This is a genomic window from Microbulbifer sp. NBRC 101763 (assembly GCF_040371615.1).
Taxonomy (GTDB): Bacteria; Pseudomonadota; Gammaproteobacteria; order Pseudomonadales; family Cellvibrionaceae; genus Microbulbifer; species Microbulbifer variabilis.
On record NZ_BAABQV010000002.1, the window covers coordinates 275,709 to 293,494 of the forward strand.

Below are 17,786 nucleotides of genomic sequence, written 5' to 3' on the forward strand. Positions count from 1 at the left end.
TGTATAAGGCTATGAAGCCTGGGTGTTAACAGATAGAACTATACAGTCAGTACATTTATGTTATAGTGCCCGCGCTGTGATTTCTCAGCTGCGTCATTTGTAGGCCGGTATTTCACCGGTGCCCTCCCAGGAACATTTCTTAAATTCTTCCCGGAACTTTCTACTGAATGCCGCGCGCCGGACGACCGGTGAATAGACGGCTGTATGCATTGAGCACCAACAAGCTCTGTATGCCCACTCCGATTTTTAAATTTGCACCCTTGTGGTGCGAATGTGTTTGCTTGCGCCTGGAGCGCAGTTTGAGGTTTTTATGTTGTTTGAAGATCTGGGGCTTGCCCAGGATATTGCCCGTGCAGTTGCAGAGCAGGGATACAGTACGCCTACGCCCATTCAGGCGCAGGCTATCCCTGCAGTAATGAGGGGCAGTGATATTATGGCGGCGGCCCAGACGGGTACAGGTAAAACAGCCGGTTTTACTTTGCCACTATTGCACCGGCTCAGTGCCGGTGAACGTGCCCGTAAGGGGCATGTGCGTGCGCTGGTACTTACCCCAACCCGCGAGCTGGCCGCTCAGGTGTTCGATAATGTGCAGAGCTATAGCCAGTACCTGCCAATGCGTCATGCGGTAGTATTTGGTGGTGTTAAGATAAATCCCCAGATATCCCGCTTGCGCGGCGGTGCCGACATTCTGGTGGCGACCCCCGGGCGCCTGTTGGATCTGCACAACCAGGGGGCAATCCGTTTCGATCGGCTAGAGGCTCTGGTATTGGATGAAGCAGACCGTATGCTGGATATGGGCTTTATCCATGATATTAAGCGAGTGTTGAAGATTCTGCCGACCAAACGCCAGAATCTGCTGTTCTCTGCAACCTTCTCCCCAGAAATTCGCCAGCTTGCCAAAGGATTGGTGGAGGACCCGCTGGAGATTGATGTCAGCCCTCGTAACTCCACCACAAAAACGGTACGCCAAAAGCTGCACCCTGTGGATAAAGCTAGAAAAACAAAACTGCTTAGTCACCTGATTCGGGAGAATAGCTGGCATCAGGCACTGGTATTTAGTCGTACCAAGCACGGTGCCAATAGACTTGTGAAGCAGCTGGAAGGAGATGGCATTCTGGCAGCTGCTATTCACGGTAATAAGAGCCAAAATGCCAGAACCCGGGCCCTGGCGGACTTTAAAGCTGGCAAGGTGCAGATCCTAGTTGCAACGGATATCGCGGCCCGCGGAATTGATATCGATCAATTACCTCAGGTAGTGAATTTTGATCTGCCGAGTGTCCCCGAGGATTATGTCCACCGTATTGGTCGCACAGGGCGTGCGGGGGCTCAGGGGCAAGCCTTGTCTCTTGTGAGCGCCGATGAAATCAAGCAATTACGCGATATCGAGCGCTTGATTGGTAAACCGATCCCTCGTGAGGAAATTGAGGATTTCGAGCCAGATCATCAGCTGCCGGCCTCAGGCACCCCTAAGCGCAGAGGAGTCCAGCCCTCCCATTCTGGTGGGGAAAAACGCAGAGAGAGCGCTCGCGGCAATAACGACAGCCGTGGTAGCCGAAGCAGCAAGGACAGTCGTTCAGGTAATCGCGCAAACAGCCGCGGTAATAATGAGGGGCGGGGGAAAAGCCGTTCTCGCAGTAATAACGATAATGGTGGGAATGCTGGGGCTCGCTCAAGAAATAATGGCAAGGGGCGAGATAGAGTTGAAGGAACAGACCGTTCCGATTCACAAGGGCTCCAACGTGCACCACGCCGCCGTCCAGCAAGGGGGCGCTCGGAAAGCGCGTAAAATAAAAATAGTGTAAGCGAGCCTCAATGGAGGCTCGCTTTCCATTACCGTCGTTTATAATTGGCCATGTAGTCCAAGGTTAGTAAGGTTAGAGCTTCAGTCCCTTTACGCATAGCGCTTTCATCCACATAGAATAGAGGTGAGTGGTTACTGGGGGCTTTGCTGGGATCTTGCCCTTGTGGGGTTACTCCTAAGAAATAGTAAAAACCGGGCACTTCATTGGCGAAGTAGGAAAAGTCTTCCGCACCAGTAACTTTAGGTATCTCTATCACCCGCTTGTCACCCGCTACGGATCTCAAAATGGGGAGAGCCATTTCAGTTAATTCCGCATTGTTGATAGTTACAGGGTATCCTTCCAAAATTTCTACATCTGCGCTAGCGCCAGAACTCTCAGCAATTAATTCAGCTGTTGTTTTCAAGCGCTTGAAAATTTCCGCACGATTATCCATATCAAAATTTCGGATGGTGCCATTCAGATAAACACTATCCGGAATAATATTATTGCGCACACCGCCATCAATGCGTCCGTAAGAGATAACTGCTGGTTCCTTAGTGATATCTATCTGACGGCTGACAATTGCCTGGGTACCCATAACTACCTGCGCGGCTGCAACAATAGGGTCTACTCCGCCCCAGGGGCGGGAGCCATGAGTCTGGTGGCCATTAATAGTGATGCGGAATTCATCAGCGGCGGCCATCAAGGGGCCTGAGCGGTAACCGACTACGCCAGCAGGAAGTGAGGAGGTAACGTGCTGGCCAAAAGCAACATCTGGCTTGTATTTCTTGAAAATTCCCTCTTTGAGCATCAGCTCGGCTCCGCCTTCTTCACCATCTGGCGCCCCCTCTTCGGCAGGCTGGAAAATAAAGAGTACATTGCCGGCGAGTTCTTCACGTAGGCCGGCAAGTACTTCAGCGGCGCCCATCAACATGGCGACATGGGTATCGTGGCCGCAGGCGTGCATTACGCCTACATCTTTGCCCTGGTAAGTGGTTCTCACCTTGGATGCAAAAGGAACATCGGTCCTTTCAGTTACCGGTAGAGCGTCCATATCGGCGCGTAGCGCTACTGTCGGCCCTGGTTTGGCACCTTTCAGAAACCCAACAAGCCCGGTATGGGCAATGCCAGTTTCTACCTCCAGCCCTAATGAACGGAGATGTTTTTCTATATATTTAGCTGTTTCAAACTCGCGGTTACCCAACTCTGGATTCTGGTGCAGGTGGCGACGCCACTCAATAACCTTGGATTCGGTATTTTCCAGCAACTGCTGGGGTTTGGTGTCGGCAGCAGATATCTGAGTGACCAGCAGCGAGGCGCCGATGGCCAAGGGCAGGAGTAATCTCTTCACAGCATATTTCCTTGGTTATCGTTATGGTTATTGGGATTCTAACCTCATAGGCTTTGAAGCTCCGATGACTAATTCAATCAGTGTCCGACTGATGAGGCTTAGGTGGTCGTATTTTTAGGCAATCCTCTCGTGCTACCAGGCAATCATAATTTGTTGACAAGGTGAACCGAACGGTTCAAGATTGTTGGCAGAGCTTGTGGGAATCAATACAGCCACAGAAATAATAAGAGGGCATGCGATGCTCGAATGGATACTAGAGGCCGGTCTTTTAAGTGTGTTTGCTATGTAATGACTAGTAAATCCGAACTCTAATGGATCGGAAGGGAAAAGTGCTTATTTCACAGAGTGCATTGTGTGCCCGTTTACTAATTTCATTAGGACTTGAAGGCATGTATTGAGAGATGGAGATTGCCCAACCAATATAAAGGCGCACCCTCTGTCCCGGATTTTTTTCTTCTTCTTAATAATGGGGGATGAAAGGACTTAAAAATTTTGGCTTAACTAGGAATAGCTTTGTTATTTACAACATTAGATTTTTTCTTAGGTTCTTATTAAATTAATTTTAAGGTTTTATAGTCATCCTTTAACTGGGAGGGGTGGGTGTGTGCCAATAAAACTTGGCTGGTTAATTCAATTAAAAGTTAATATATATAGGTCCGCATTTATTTTGATGCTAATAAAATTACACTGAATTATTTAATGAATTTGTTGCCCACTTTTTAATTACCTCAATCCGCATGGGGAAATGAAATCTATTAATACTGGTTAAAGACTATTTTTTCTTCTCTATCAGGTAGTTTGAAGGAGCTGCTTTTATGTCTTCCCCCCAATTACAGTCGAATTGGGTTGGCCGCTATGCGGACTGGCTCATTCGATATCGCTGGCTGGTCGCTATTGGTGCCCTGTTGTTAACCTTTCTCGCGGTAAGTGGTGCTAGGTTCCTCGGTTTTAACAACGATTACCGAGCATTCTTTAGTGATGCTAATCCTCAGTTACAGGCCTATGAACAGATTCAGCGTACTTATACCAAGAATGACAACATTCTTTTTGCCATAGTGCCTAAAGGTAGCGAAGCCTTCTCCACGAGTGCCCTAGCGGCGGTGGAAGAAATGACCGAAAAATCCTGGTTGTTGCCTTATGCACTGCGGGTGGATTCTATTACTAATTTCCAGCATACCATTGCTGAGGAAGATGATCTTTTAGTTCAGGATTTGGTGGAAAATGCCAGTGGGCTCAATACCGAAACATTAGCTTCCATTAAATCCACAGCTCTTGCGGATCCTACCTTGAAAGAGCGTCTGGTAAATAGTGATGGCTCTGTGACTGGAATTAATATTACCTTCCAGCTACCGCAGAAATCCATGAATGAAACACCTGAGGCAGCTGCCGCGGCTCAAGCGCTGATGGAAGAGATTGAAGCTAAGTATGATGTTGAAGTCTATGCGACTGGTATCATTTTGCTAAGTAATGCTTTCTTTGAAGCTTCTCAGTCAGACATGAGTACTCTGGTTCCACTCATGTATCTTGTCATCATTGCTGTAGTTTTCTTGCTGGTGCGCAGTGTCAGTGCCACATTTGCCGCGTTATTAGTAATTATCTTCTCCATGGCCGCAGGTATGGGACTGGCTGGTTTTATCGGCGTTAAACTGACTCCTCCCTCTGTATCCGCTCCAACCATTATTATGACCCTCGCGGTGGCAGATTCGATACATATCCTGGTCAGCTTGTTTGCTGCTATGCGCCGTGGCCTCAGTAAGCATGCGGCTATTAAAGAGAGCCTGCAGCTCAACATGGGTCCAGTGTTTCTTACGTCGATCACTACAGCGATCGGCTTTCTGTCAATGAACTTTTCCGATGCGCCCCCTTTTCATGATCTGGGTAATATCACTGTTATGGGTGTGATGGTGGCCTTCTTCCTGTCAATCACTTTTCTGCCCGCACTGATGGCGATTCTGCCGGTCAAGAGCCGTGTCAGCGAATCCAAGATTGGCCGCTCTATGGATGCCCTTGGAGATTTTGTTATAAGTCGCCAACGCCCGATACTTCTGGTTGGTGTCATCATCTCCCTGGCTTTATTGGTTATGGTGCCGCGTAACGAAATCAATGATGACTTCGTTGGTTACTTTGATGAATCTGTAGAGTTCCGGGCTGACTCCGATTACATCAATGAAAACCTGTCTGGTATTTATCAATTGATCTATTCCCTGGAATCTGGCGATAGCAATGGTGTAAGTAACCCTGAGTTCCTCGCTAAGCTGGATCGTTTTACCGAGTGGATGGAAACCCAACCTGGCGTGCGTCATGTCAATACGATTGGCGATACTTTCAAACGTTTGAACAAAAACCTGCATGGTGATGATCCGGCGTATTACAAGCTGCCTGACGATCAGGAGCTGGCAGCTCAGTATCTACTGTTGTATGAATTATCCTTGCCTTATGGTCTGGACTTGAATAACCAGCTTAATGTGGCCAAGTCCTCCACGCAGGTAGTCGTAACCCTCGACAATCTGAAGTCGAAAGAGCTCAAAGCAGTGGCTGACGCCGGCAGTAATTGGCTGGAAAAAAATGTTGGCCTCACTGCTTACGGAGTAGGTCCGGCCATCATGTTTGCGAATATTGCTGAGCGTAATATGGAGGGCATGTTGGTGGGTACTCTGGTGGCACTGGTGCTGATCTCCGCTCTTATTGGTATTGCCCTGCGCAGTGTAAAACTCGGCACCTTGAGCCTGATACCCAACCTGTTACCCGCTGGCTTGGCTTTTGGCCTCTGGGGTGCCCTGGTAGCGGAGGTCAATGTTGCGGTAACCATGGTTACTGGAATGGCACTGGGTATTGTGGTGGATGATACCGTGCACTTTCTCAGTAAATATCTTCGTCGCCGCCGTGCCGGCTACAACGTGGAAGATGGGCTGCGCTACGCCTTCTCTTCTGTGGGTGTGGCAATTGTAGTGACCTCTTTGATTCTGATTGCCGGATTTATGGTACTGGCTCAGTCTTCATTCGGTATGAATTCCTCCATGGCCATATTAACTGCAATTTGTATTCTGATGGCCTTACTGGCGGACTTCCTACTATTACCGATTCTTCTGATGAAACTTGATGCCAAGGCATATGACCCAGCTATCCCCTCTATTGAAAGTAAGGAGCAAGACTATGCAACCCAACCGCTCTAAAAAACAATTTCTGACTCGAGTGCTTGCCGGCACACTGGCACTGGCTACTTTTTCAGTCGCTGCTAATGAACTGGACCTGGCCGCAGAGAAAGGCCTGGAAATTGCGAAAGAGGCCGATCGCCGCGACTTAGGATTCGGTGATATCAGTAACAACCTCACAATGACTTTACGAAATAAATATGGTGAGGCGAGCATGCGCTCTATGCGTACCAAGACACTTGAGCAGGAAGATGATGGAGATAAATCCCTGGTAATTTTTGACAACCCGCGAGATGTGAAGGGCACTGCATTTTTGTCCTTTACCCATAAAGTGGGTTCCGATGATCAGTGGCTCTACTTACCTGCACTAAAACGCGTTAAGCGTATTTCCTCCAGCAATAAATCCGGCCCGTTTATGGGTAGTGAATTTGCCTATGAGGATATTGCCTCTCAAGAAGTGGAGAAATATACCTACAAGTATCTGCGCAATGAGACTTTTGATGGGCGAGATCACTTTGTTTTGGAATTGGACCCGGTAGATCCTAAATCCGGTTACTCCATCCAGCATATCTGGATTGATATGGAAGAATATCGGGCGTGGAGGACAGATTTTTATGATCGTAAAGGAGACCTGATGAAGACTCTTACGGTTTCCGATTACAACCAGTATGACGATAAATACTGGCGCGCAAATAAAATGGAGATGGTAAATCACCAAACCGGTAAATCTACTGTGTTGCAGTATAGCGACTGGGTTTTTGGCAACGGCTTTACCGATCGTGACTTTACCAAAAACAGTCTGTCAAGGGCGAAGTAGGAAGCGTGCCCATGGCAAACCGAAAAATACTCGCCTTTTTTCCGTTGATGGCTGCATTGAGTCAGGCGCCAGTGGCAAATGAGTTAACCGGTTACGCGGGCCTGGAGGCTCGCGCTTTTACTGCGGACCCAGCAGATTCTATCCAGAGTGATGCAGGGATTTCCGCATCTTTAAGTCTTGAGTATTATCGGGACCTTGACGCTGGTAACCAGCGCTTTGTAGCCAGTGCCTTTGGTCGTTGGGATAGCGAGGATGGCGAGCGCAGCCATGGTGATCTCGGTGAGCTGTACTGGTGGAAGGCCTATGATAGTTTTGAACTCTATGCTGGTGTGCGTAAGGTTTTTTGGGGGGTTACTGAAACCCTGCATTTAGTGGATGTGATTAATCAGGACGATGCTCTGGAAAATATCGATGGTGAAGACAAGTTAGGCCAGCCCATGGTGAACCTTCTGATGGAACGTGATTGGGGCACTTTAGAGGTTTATGGCTTATTGGGTTTTCGCGAGCGGCAATTTGCTGGTCGTGAGGGACGGCTGCGTGCTTCCCTACCTGTTGATGAGGGTGGGGCAATCTACCAGTCTGACCGGGAAGAAAAACACATAGATTGGGCCTTACGCTACAGTCATGTGCTTGGAGATTGGGATCTGGGGTTAAGTCATTTTTCTGGTACAAATCGGGATCCTCTGCTGTTGCCGAGTAATGATGGCTTGCTCACACCTTACTATGCTCAAGTAGACCAAACAGGAGTGGATATCCAGACTACTCGAGGTGATTGGTTGTGGAAGTTTGAAGCCATTTCTTTTAAGCCGCTCGGTGAAGATCGTCAGACAGCTGCTGTCGGCGGTTTCGAATATAGTTTATATGGTATTCGTGAAACTGTGGCCGATCTTGGCTTGTTGATGGAATATCAATTTGATGATCGCCGTGGGCCTTGGTCTACTGCAAACCAAAATGATATAGCGGTAGGGGTTCGTTACGCTCTTAATAATACACAGGATACTGAGTTCCTGCTGGCAGTAAGTACCGATCTGGATAATGGCAGCCGCTTTACCAACCTGGAAGTTACTCATCGATTAGACGATCGCTGGCTTTTGGAGGCCGAGGCCCGTTTCTTCGGTAATGCCGATGAGGGGGATCCAACTTACAGCCTACGCAACGACGACTATTTACAACTGGAGCTGCGTCGCTATTTCTAAAAAATAGTTTTCTCAGGAACCCCTCTGCGCCCTTTCCAAAATCAGTTTTGAAAGGGTGTTTTTTACGATAAGCAAAAGTTGTAGGGAGCTGTCTAGTGGTGAATTTTCGCCACATACTGTCGGTTTTTTTGCGCTTCCCAGTATAGAGTGCGGCTTTAGGATATCAACCTGTGATCGGCATCAATCATCGAAATGTTGGAACCTTGAACAATATAAACCTAAAGATAAACCTAAAGGAATTTTCTTTTCTTCCCGGCTTGGGGGAGTCCCCCATTGAATATGCCCCCAGTGTTCGCCATGGAAAATGGGAATCACTGCATTCCACAGCATTATCTGGTCTACAAACAAACCAGGGGAAACTGTGGAACAGTTAATACCCGAAGTTGAGTGCTCGGAGAATTATCCGATATTCGTAGACCAGGATGCCGGGGGAATTTTTATTCAAGTTGGTGTTATTGGTCCTGATAACTACCGGAGTAAGGGTTGGGGAAACAAAATTGCATATGGGCGTAAGTGGCGGGTAGAGCCGGAGTTGCCAACTTTAGAAATTATTCAAACTGTTTTTCTGGCGATCAAAAAAGCGTGAGAGCATGAAATACGTGAGCGCTTTCGCCTGAAAGTAGGCTGTCATACCAGCACGCCATTTAATAACCATCATAATTTTTCGCAAATGGCGCGCAACTCTGAGTACTTTATTTTGGGTGATTCACCTATTGATGAAGGTGAAATTACCAAGGTGTTACGAAATTGTTTACAGCAGGTTGAATATGCTGGAGCGAATTTTCAACTGTGGAATATGGAAATGCGCTACAAAGGGCAGTGGCTTGTAGATATTTTTATGGAATTGCCAAATGGATGCGATTTACCGGAGTTAGAAACAGGAGAGATTACCCTTTTGTTAACCCAGTTGGATGCCAACACACTGTTATTTGCGTTGATGGATCAGCTCTTAGCCATGAGTAATGACCATGTCAATCAAATTTTTAGTTATGCAGGGTTTCGCCGTTTTAGTCGCACGGTAGACCTTAATAAGATCGCCAGAATGTCTGTAATTCTAAGGCAACAGGGGCATTTGAATAGCGACCAGGAATTTCTGCAAGCCTTTGAGCGGGCAAACGAGGCAACAGATCGGACGAGGATACCACGTCTGCATCCCGGGCCATTGGCCGAGCGCAGATTTAGAGAGCTAAACGAATTTGCACCACTACAAGGTATGCTGCCGAAGTAAATTACTTATGTTACTCAGGGCAATGTAATTACAGCGTAAAATAGCTCCAGCCAGCAAGATGATTAGGGCTTGGTGTATTGGCCCAGTATTGCAGTGAGCTGCTGGTAACTGCGTTTGCCCGCTATATTGTTACCAGTACCTTTATTCAAGGCTACAACGCCACGGCTTACAGCCATCACCAGTGCTGCAAGAGCACCACAGTCGGTATCAACCTTCAGCTGGCCATCTTCTACTGCTTTTTGCATTCTGGACTCAATACGCTCCAGCATTTCATTTGTACCTTTGGCCACCAGGTCGGCGAGAAATCCCTCGCTAGCGCCAACTTCCATAGCTGCCATGGTGGCAATACACCCTTCTGGATTTTCTGAGCTTTCCATGCCCGCCTGTAGCATCTCCAAAAAGCTGCCCATGGCAATGTTAAAATCCGGGTGGTCCAGGGTGTTCATTGCGTCGCAGGCGTACTGGGAGTGGAAATGCTCCAAGCAGCGACCGTACAACTCTTCTTTACTGTGAAATGAGTTGTAGATGCTCGATTTATTCAGACCCATAGCTGATTCAAGGTCGGACAGGGAGGTGCCTTTGTAGCCCTTCTCCCAAAAGACGCGCATGGCTTTATCGAGGACTTCTGACTCATTGAACTGTTTGCGCCCACTCATGCGTTGTTACCAAACATCAAAAAAATCATATTGACATAACGACCAGGGGGGGGCAAGACATGGAGCGGCACAGAGTAAAATATAGAGTTTCAGGGTGTCTATAGCCGTTGATACTGCAGGGTAAGGTTCGTCCGGCTTTGTTTGTAGAGGATAGTTCTGGAGGTGGCTGGTTAGTCAATCTTTACTTCTCAGTTTCACAATTCCCACTAATATTCAGTATAAATTTTACCTCTGTAATAATAAGGTTAATGACTGGTTCGTCAGATTGCCGTTTACTATTCAAACAATTTTGTACACTTTTATCAGGTTATAAGTAAAGGGATATTGGGTAAAAGTAATACTTTGGGTAGTGCAACCCATCGCAGCTGAATGCCTGGAGACAGTTCCTAAGAGTTGAGTTATTCCCTATGATCTTATTCATTTTATAGGTAAAGATGATAAGGGGAACAGATGTGGGTATTTTTGATAAAGCCAGGGAACTTGGTGACAAGGTCAATGAATCTGTGACCGCATTTAGTAGTGATGAAGTGATTGCCAATACGGTTATTAAAGCGGTAGAAAAACAGGAGAAAGTGAATGCCATTCTGAGGGCCAAGGGATGTAATTATCGTGTTGCTGATATTGATTTAAGCATGGGCATTCCTCCTACTGTAACTTTTGGCGTGCGCAGAATAGACGATGCTGCTGAGAACTATAATGATGAGACTGAGCGTCCTAAACAGGCACAGGAGATTGGGGGCACCCCTCTCTAGTAATAAATTTCAGCGGCTATTTAATCTTTGTCTCTCTGTTGAGTTTGGAATTTTATATCTGATGGAAATTGTAAAGCGTTGTCAATTTGTTGGAGAGAAGGCCTGGCAATCGAAGTTGATTGTCAATATGAATGGAATTACTACCAAATTGAACTGGATGGACAAATCTTATGTTGGGCATGTTAATGACGGACAGGAGGTTTTTGCGGTTATGGATGGAAGCGTGGAAATGTTTTACAAGCGTGAAGGTAAGGTATGCTCCGGAGTGCTTAATGCAAGGGATATATTTTATGCGTCGGAAGGTGCAGAATATCTCGTACATCCTTTAGGGGTGGCAAGGGTTCTGGTTATAGAGCATGAGAGAGGTGTTTAACTGCTTTTCGCTTATTTTAAAAGTGAGGACTTTTTGTAAAACGAGTTTAAGTAGAAGAGAAATTTATTGTTATTTTTTATGAGAAAAATTTTCAGTATAAAAACAGACATGTCTATCTGATTATGGGTTGGTTTTTCTTTTCGATAGATGATCAATTAGTGGAGTTGGCAAAATAATAGAGGAGTGTTTCCAGTGCTGGAGCTGAGGCCGAATTGTGAATGTTGTGATAAAAATCTACCGCCAAATTCTGTTGAGGCAATGATCTGTACTTATGAGTGCACCTTCTGCAAATCCTGTGTTGAAGAGGTTTTGAGTAATGTCTGCCCCAATTGCGGTGGTGGATTTTGCCCTCGCCCTGTACGGCCGCGGTTGGCAAGACGTGAAGGAGTGGGGATCCGGTTTCAACCTGCATCGCAAAAGCGAGTTTTGAGTCGCTACAGTAAAAAGGAGATGCAGGACTTTGCTGTGTCCGTGAAGGGAGTAGCCCCTCAAGAGCGCTGAAAGCCCTTAAAGAGGTATAAAGCTAGTTTGGTTGTTTGACCAAATCTAGCCCTGCAGTCTAGATTTTGCTGTTATTAAGTGCCTAATCGCAAATATGGCCAGTCTATCGACTATCCGGTTCCTCTCCGGGCTGAGATAGCCCCTTTGGCAAACTTTTGGGGCTGGCAATATTTTCTCTGACACCGTAACTTATATCGCCTTTTTTGGGGGGATCTCATAGGGATAAATATGACAAGTATCGTAGCGGATATCGGCGGCACTAATGCCCGCTTTGCCATTGCCAAACCGGTGGCGGCTGGTTACCAGCTTGAAGATCTGAAAGTAGTGGACTGTAAGCGGTTTCAGGGCTTTGATGCCGCCCTGCAACACTGGCTTGATGAACTGGAAGGCCCCCGGCCTGAGAAGGCGTGTATTGCGGCCGCGGGCCCTCTAGAAAAGACCGCCTCCGGTGGCCGCGTCTATATGACCAACCTTGGCTGGAGTATTGATGCAGGAGAGTTGGCCAGGGAGTTTTCCTTTCCGCACCTCGAACTGATCAATGACTTCGCCGCATTGGCGCAATCCCTGCCTCGTCTGGGAAAAGACGATTATGAAGTATTGCGAGATGTTCCCCGGCTGCGGGGTGCGCCAATGGCTGTACTTGGGCCGGGAACCGGTCTTGGTGTAGCAGGTTTGGCTGAGGCAGATGGCCGCTATCATGTCCTTGCTGGAGAGGGCGGCCACGCCAATCTGACAGTATCCACTGAGCGAGAATTACAGCTTCTGCAAATCATGATGAAGAGCCGCGCACCTATTTTTAATGAATGGGTGCTGTCGGGCAATGGCTTGGTGAACCTCTATCGTGCGGTCTGCGAATTGAATGGACAGGAACCGGAAGACTTGAGCCCTCCCGACATTAGCGCGCGCGGATTGGGCGGAACAGATCCCGTATGCCGTGAAACTTTACTGGATTTCCTGAATTTCCTTGGAAGTGCGGCTGGGGATGCGGCGTTGTATATCGGGGCCCGAGGGGGTGTCTTCTTAGGTGGTGGGATACTGCCACGTATTGCGGAGCTGCTGCCGGAGAGTGAATTCGAGCAACGTTTTCTGAATAAGGGCCGGGTAGCCCAGTGGATGGAGGCTGTGCCTGTATATGCTCTTAAAGCCGGTTACCAAGCCTTGATTGGCGCTGCGGTACAGCTTGAGGGGTGATTTTCCTGTATAAATAGCCAACATACTAAAGTGTGGGGTGTAGAGATGCACCCCTGTGAACAAAATCACAGTTTCTCCCACCTCCTCCCCCCTCGGGGGAGGATGTTATGGATTAGGGGCCGCCCTAGGATGCAGGGTCTCAACATAACGATAAGTCCAGGGAGAAGATGATGAGTCTATCCAATAAAGGTAAAGGGGCGCTCAGACCCACTTTGCTATCTGCTGCCATCGCGGCCTCCGTGTCCACCTCGGTTGGGGCCTATGCGCAAGAGCAGGAAACACTGGAAGAGGTAACAGTTACCGGTATTCGCACCAGCGTTTTGGACTCCGTTGAAGCCAAGCGCGCCGCCGATGTTGTGGCCGATGTGGTAGATGCGGGCGCTCTGTCATCTCTTCCCGATCAATCAATCGCCGATGCCCTGGGCCGCTTGCCCGGCGTAACCACCGTGCGATCCAACGGTCAGTCCTCACAGCTAAATATCCGCGGTATGAATGGCGACTTCCTGCAGACCACCCTGAATGGTCGTGAGCAGGCCTCTACCAGTGGTTATACCGAAAGTACTCGCTGGATCTCTTTTGACCAGTACCCAGCTGAGCTGATTAATCAGGCCGCGGTCTACAAGACTCCGAAAGCCTCTCATATCGAAGGTGGTGTAGCGGGCTCTGTAGAGCTGAAAACAGCCAATCCTCTCGACGCCGAGAAAGAACACAACTTTAATGCCAATGTGCGTATGTCGTTTAACGACGCAGCCGACGACGTCGGTGCTGACGAATTCGGTGAGCGTGTCACGCTGTCGTACATGGGTAAATTTATGGATGACAAGGTGGGCGTCGCCCTGGGTTATTCCCACCTTGAGCAGCCGAACAGCTTTGTAAAGTCCCGCACGGGTGCAGACGCCCAGATCGGTTATGAACCGCCGGCAAGCGATTACGATGGTGACGGCAGCGCAGATGCCTTGCCGCGCGCATTCCAATGGCAGTCAGGTGATGGTACCGATACCCGCAATGGTTACCTGGCCAGCGTCGTTTTTGAGCCTACCGATGGTTTCAAGGCCCAGTTGGATTACTTCAAATCTGACTTTGAGCGTGTGGATACCCGCCACGGTATTACGGTTGGTGGGCTGGCCAATACAGACATGTATACCCTTTCCGATACGGAAGTAAACGGCGGAGTGGTTACCGATGGAACGGTAATTATTACCGATCCAAAAACTGTTTACGATTCCAGCCCCTGGTTTGAATCCCGCTCTGAGGATCAATCCACTCAGGCGGACAGCGATAGTATTGGCCTGAACCTGGAGTGGAATTTTGGTGACCGCCACACTCTGGCCGTTGACTACTCCTATAGTAAGGGCACCAAGACGCGCAAGGATCAGATTGTATCCATGCACGCTTACGACCTGACCTACGATGACAATGGGAACTTAGAGACCTGGGAAGAAGCTGCTGGGCAGAGCTTTGCCTATTCCCTTAATGGTGACGGTATTCCCTCAGGCGTTTTCTCCGGTGTAGATTTCACCGATCTGGATACCATGCGTTTGTCGCGCTACGAAGAGTACCCCCACGAGTACACCGATAAAGTTGAAGCCTTCAAGTTCGATTACAAGTTTGACTTGGAGTGGCGAGCCATTGCCTCTATTGAGACTGGATTCCGTGTCTCTGAGCGTACCTTCGATTCTGAGCGTGGTGCTTTCCTGTACGGTAGCCGCGATGGTCAATTCAATGACTACTGTGCGGATAACCTGTCCGACATCGATTGTGAGCCGCAACTACTGGACGACTATGTCAGCGTTGAATCCACCAATGGGATACCACAATTCGTAGTCAACGATATGGATGCTCTGGCTTCCAGCATTTTTGGTGCAGGTAATTACGAAGGTAAAAAGGTATTTAGCCAGGACTGGACTTTCGTTGAGTCCGGTGCTGTGAAAGAGGAAGTTTTTGCCTACTACCTGATGGCCAATATTGAAACCCAGCTGGGTAGTATTCCAGTAACTGGTAATTTCGGTGTACGGGTTGTTGAAACCGATGTGAAGTCCAGCGGTATCCAAAATGTGGGTGCTGGCAATGGTATCGAAATTACTGATGACGTGGGTGTAACTTCAGATAGCTACGACTATGTTGAGTACGGCCCCGAATACACAGACACCCTGCCTTCCCTTAACTTGAACTTTGAGCTGACCGAGCAGGACTACATTCGCTTTGCTGCAGCTAAAGTGATGGGCCGTCCGCCGGTTGGGCAGCTGAAGGGCGGCGCTGGCTCCTGGAACAGTGTTAACAACGATGGCGCTACGGAGTACAACGTTTGGACCAAGGGGTCTCCCTACCTCGATCCTTTCCGTGCAAACCAGTTTGACCTGGCTTATGAGCACTATTTCGAAGATGGCGGCGCGGTAACTGCAGCCATTTTCTGGAAAGATATCGAAAGCCTGGTAGAAAAGCAGTATATCTACCTGGACAGCCAGGCAGATCGAACGGCGCTGTTTGATTCCCTGGGCATTGAAATTCCCGTTGGTCTGGAAGCCGGCGCTTTCGAGACTTACGTGAACAACGACAAGGGTGGTTATATTCGAGGCATCGAGCTTGCGGGTACCAAAACCTTTGATCAGCTGCCAGGTATTTGGGCTGGCTTGGGTATGACCGCCAGCTATTCATATACTGAGAGTGAAACCGAAGTGAGTGGCGGTAACCTCTATGGTGAAAACCTGCCGTTGCCGGGCCTCTCTGAAAATGTCTGGAGCACTACAGTATTCTGGGACATCGGTAATTTCAGCTCCCACGTCAACGTTCGCTATCGGGATGAATTTATCCTGAATATGCCTGTACCAGGTAGTTCAACACCTGTGGAAGCACAAGCCTATACCACTGTCGATGCACAGATATCCTACGCATTTGATAATGGTATCGATGTGATTTTCTCAGCGAACAATCTTACGGATGAGGCTGATGTGAAATCCTACGGAGTAGATGGTGTCCTCGGTGAATACACTGAGTTTGGGCGTCAGTTCTACCTCGGCTTGAACTATAGCTACTAAGTATCGCTGATTCTTACGGTGTAAACCGAAGATGTGATAAGAGACCGCCCGCTGAGCTACGCTTGCCGGGCGGTTTTTTTTGGAATGTTAAATGGCCCGAAAACAAGTGCGGTGCCGAATTTATGAGAGTCGCCATGAGCAATCAACGCAAAAAAATAATTATTCTTGGCGGGGGTACCGCTGGCTGGATAACCGCCAATCTGATGGCGACCCATTGGCAGGATAAAGGGTTTGAAATCACCCTGGTGGAATCACCGGATATTGGGATTATCGGTGTGGGGGAGGGATCAACTCCGCCACTTAAGGGTTTTATGGAGACTATAGGGGTTAGCGAATCGGAGTGGATGCCTGCTTGTAACGCTACTTACAAGGTCGGTATTACCTTTAGGGATTGGTCGGTCAAACCGGGCTATACCGAGTATGTTCATCCCTTTGTCGGCCAGCCGGACCAATTTACTATCCCGGCATTTTTTCATAATAGTTATCTGCGCAGGAAAGGCGTTGACCTGGAGGGGCACCCGGACCACTTCTTTCTGGCAACTGAGTTGATCCGGCAAAAATTAGCTCCAGTCGCATCGGAAAACTTCCCCTTTGAAATTGCCTATGGCTACCATTTTGATTCTGGTTTATTGGGCCAGTTCCTGCGGCGTGTTGCAGAACAGAAAGGGGTTCGCTATAAGGTGGCGACAGTGGCTGGCGCCATGCTCGATGCACAGGGGAATATTGATCACCTGAAAACTACTGATGGTGAAGTGCTCAAAGCGGATCTGTATGTGGATAGTTCCGGCTTTCGTGGAAGTCTCATACAACAACCCCTGAAAATTCCTTTTATTAGTAGCGCTGAGAGTCTGTTTAACGATTCTGCGGTTGTATTTGCTACAGATCAGGAGAAAGAGTATGCACCGCACACTATTTCTACTGCGATGAAATATGGCTGGGCCTGGAAAATCCCACTGACTAATCGCAATGGCAACGGCTATGTTTACAGTTCCCGCTTTGTCGATGATGACAAGGCGGAAACGGAATTTCGCGCTCACTTGGGACTGTTGGACAGTGATGTCGAGGCGCGTAGATTAAAGTTCAAGGTGGGTCGGGTTGCCGAACACTGGGCCAAGAACTGCCTGGCAGTGGGGCTCTCCCAAGGGTTTATTGAGCCTTTGGAGGCAACGGCGTTGGATATGGTTCAGGAAACCGTTGTGCGCTTTATAGAGGCCTATAACAATGGTGATCATACAGATAAGTATAGGGCTGACTTTAATGATCGTATCAGCGCTCGTTTTGATGCGGTGCGGGACTATATTGTCTGTCACTACCGTATTAGTTCGAGAACAGATACGGATTATTGGATTGCCAATGGCACTAATGAAAAGATATCTCCCTCCCTGCGCTCAATCTTGATGTCCTGGATGGCAGGCAAGAATATTACTGATGAACTACTGGATCAAAAACTGGATGTCTATTTCCCGAATGTATCCTGGAATTGCCTATTGACTGGCAAGGGAATTTACCCGGGACAGGAGCAGTTACGTCCAGGTAATGAGTTGGCGAACAAGTATAAAATTGAAGAAATTATGGATTTTAATCGTCGCTGTGCCCTAAATTTTACCTCACATATTCAACAGTTGAAGTTACTTGTTTCGTAGATGCATTGAAATCCAGGGATGTTAAGAGCCCCGCGTAAAGCGGGGCTGGAGGTCAGTATAAAGCTGTAACTTCTTGGGCGCACTATATGTAGGCGCCCAGAGAGAAAAAT

14 protein-coding genes are annotated in these 17,786 nt (G+C 48.2%); 12 read left to right on the top strand and 2 right to left on the bottom strand.

The features are described from left to right. Nucleotides 1-310: 310 nt before the first annotated feature. Nucleotides 311-1,786: a DEAD/DEAH box helicase gene (locus tag ABWV76_RS06620; protein WP_353375571.1), complete on the top strand. Its 1,476-nt coding sequence runs from the start codon at nucleotides 311-313 to the stop codon at nucleotides 1,784-1,786. A 44-nt stretch (nucleotides 1,787-1,830) separates the two neighbouring features. On the opposite strand, the gene ABWV76_RS06625 is transcribed toward ABWV76_RS06620, so the two are convergent. Next, nucleotides 1,831-3,132 carry an amidohydrolase gene (locus ABWV76_RS06625; protein ID WP_282952306.1) on the bottom strand — a complete coding sequence of 434 codons (1,302 nt, stop codon included), beginning with the start codon at nucleotides 3,130-3,132 and terminating at the stop codon, nucleotides 1,831-1,833. Between the two features lie 815 nt (nucleotides 3,133-3,947). On the opposite strand from ABWV76_RS06625, the gene ABWV76_RS06630 reads away from it, so the two are divergent. From ABWV76_RS06630 to ABWV76_RS06650, 5 genes are all read left to right on the top strand, one after another. Beyond that, entirely contained in the window at nucleotides 3,948-6,305 is a 2,358-nt protein-coding gene (locus ABWV76_RS06630) for an efflux RND transporter permease subunit (protein WP_353375572.1), read from the top strand. Further along, nucleotides 6,286-7,101, top strand: coding sequence for an outer membrane lipoprotein-sorting protein (locus ABWV76_RS06635; RefSeq protein WP_020414362.1), 816 nt, complete (start codon nucleotides 6,286-6,288; stop codon nucleotides 7,099-7,101). Before ABWV76_RS06630 ends, ABWV76_RS06635 begins: the two co-directional genes overlap by 20 nt. Nucleotides 7,102-7,112: 11 nt before the next feature. Further along, nucleotides 7,113-8,297: a hypothetical protein gene (locus ABWV76_RS06640; RefSeq protein ID WP_353375573.1), complete on the top strand. Its 1,185-nt coding sequence runs from the start codon at nucleotides 7,113-7,115 to the stop codon at nucleotides 8,295-8,297. A 361-nt stretch (nucleotides 8,298-8,658) separates the two neighbouring features. Further along, nucleotides 8,659-8,883, top strand: coding sequence for a hypothetical protein (locus ABWV76_RS06645; RefSeq protein ID WP_353375574.1), 225 nt, complete (start codon nucleotides 8,659-8,661; stop codon nucleotides 8,881-8,883). Between the two features lie 111 nt (nucleotides 8,884-8,994). Then, nucleotides 8,995-9,525 carry a hypothetical protein gene (locus tag ABWV76_RS06650; RefSeq protein WP_353375575.1) on the top strand — a complete coding sequence of 177 codons (531 nt, stop codon included), beginning with the start codon at nucleotides 8,995-8,997 and terminating at the stop codon, nucleotides 9,523-9,525. Between the two features lie 62 nt (nucleotides 9,526-9,587). On the opposite strand, the gene ABWV76_RS06655 is transcribed toward ABWV76_RS06650, so the two are convergent. Next, the gene (locus ABWV76_RS06655) at nucleotides 9,588-10,181 is read right to left on the bottom strand and encodes a TetR/AcrR family transcriptional regulator (protein WP_282952311.1); all 594 of its coding nucleotides are present in this window, start codon (nucleotides 10,179-10,181) and stop codon (nucleotides 9,588-9,590) included. Between the two features lie 452 nt (nucleotides 10,182-10,633). Between ABWV76_RS06655 and ABWV76_RS06660 the strand changes: the two genes are divergently transcribed. The 6 genes from ABWV76_RS06660 to ABWV76_RS06685 all read left to right on the top strand — a co-directional run bounded on the left by ABWV76_RS06660 (nucleotide 10,634) and on the right by ABWV76_RS06685 (nucleotide 17,676). Beyond that, nucleotides 10,634-10,933, top strand: a complete 300-nt coding sequence (locus ABWV76_RS06660; protein ID WP_353375576.1) for a hypothetical protein — start codon at nucleotides 10,634-10,636, stop codon at nucleotides 10,931-10,933. A 61-nt stretch (nucleotides 10,934-10,994) separates the two neighbouring features. Further along, nucleotides 10,995-11,306 (top strand): cupin domain-containing protein, encoded by a 312-nt coding sequence (locus ABWV76_RS06665; RefSeq protein WP_353375577.1) that lies wholly within the window; start codon nucleotides 10,995-10,997, stop codon nucleotides 11,304-11,306. A gap of 192 nt (nucleotides 11,307-11,498) precedes the next feature. Continuing rightward, the gene (locus ABWV76_RS06670; protein ID WP_211214947.1) at nucleotides 11,499-11,807 is read left to right on the top strand and encodes a DUF1272 domain-containing protein; all 309 of its coding nucleotides are present in this window, start codon (nucleotides 11,499-11,501) and stop codon (nucleotides 11,805-11,807) included. Nucleotides 11,808-12,035: 228 nt separating this feature from the next. Beyond that, a complete protein-coding gene (gene glk / locus ABWV76_RS06675) occupies nucleotides 12,036-12,998 on the top strand; it encodes a glucokinase (RefSeq protein WP_020414368.1) in 963 nt (320 codons plus the stop codon). A gap of 170 nt (nucleotides 12,999-13,168) precedes the next feature. Beyond that, nucleotides 13,169-16,033, top strand: a complete 2,865-nt coding sequence (locus tag ABWV76_RS06680) for a TonB-dependent receptor (protein ID WP_353375578.1) — start codon at nucleotides 13,169-13,171, stop codon at nucleotides 16,031-16,033. A gap of 134 nt (nucleotides 16,034-16,167) precedes the next feature. Further along, a complete protein-coding gene (locus ABWV76_RS06685) occupies nucleotides 16,168-17,676 on the top strand; it encodes a tryptophan halogenase family protein (RefSeq protein WP_353375579.1) in 1,509 nt (502 codons plus the stop codon). The last annotated feature ends 110 nt before the right edge of the window (nucleotides 17,677-17,786 follow it).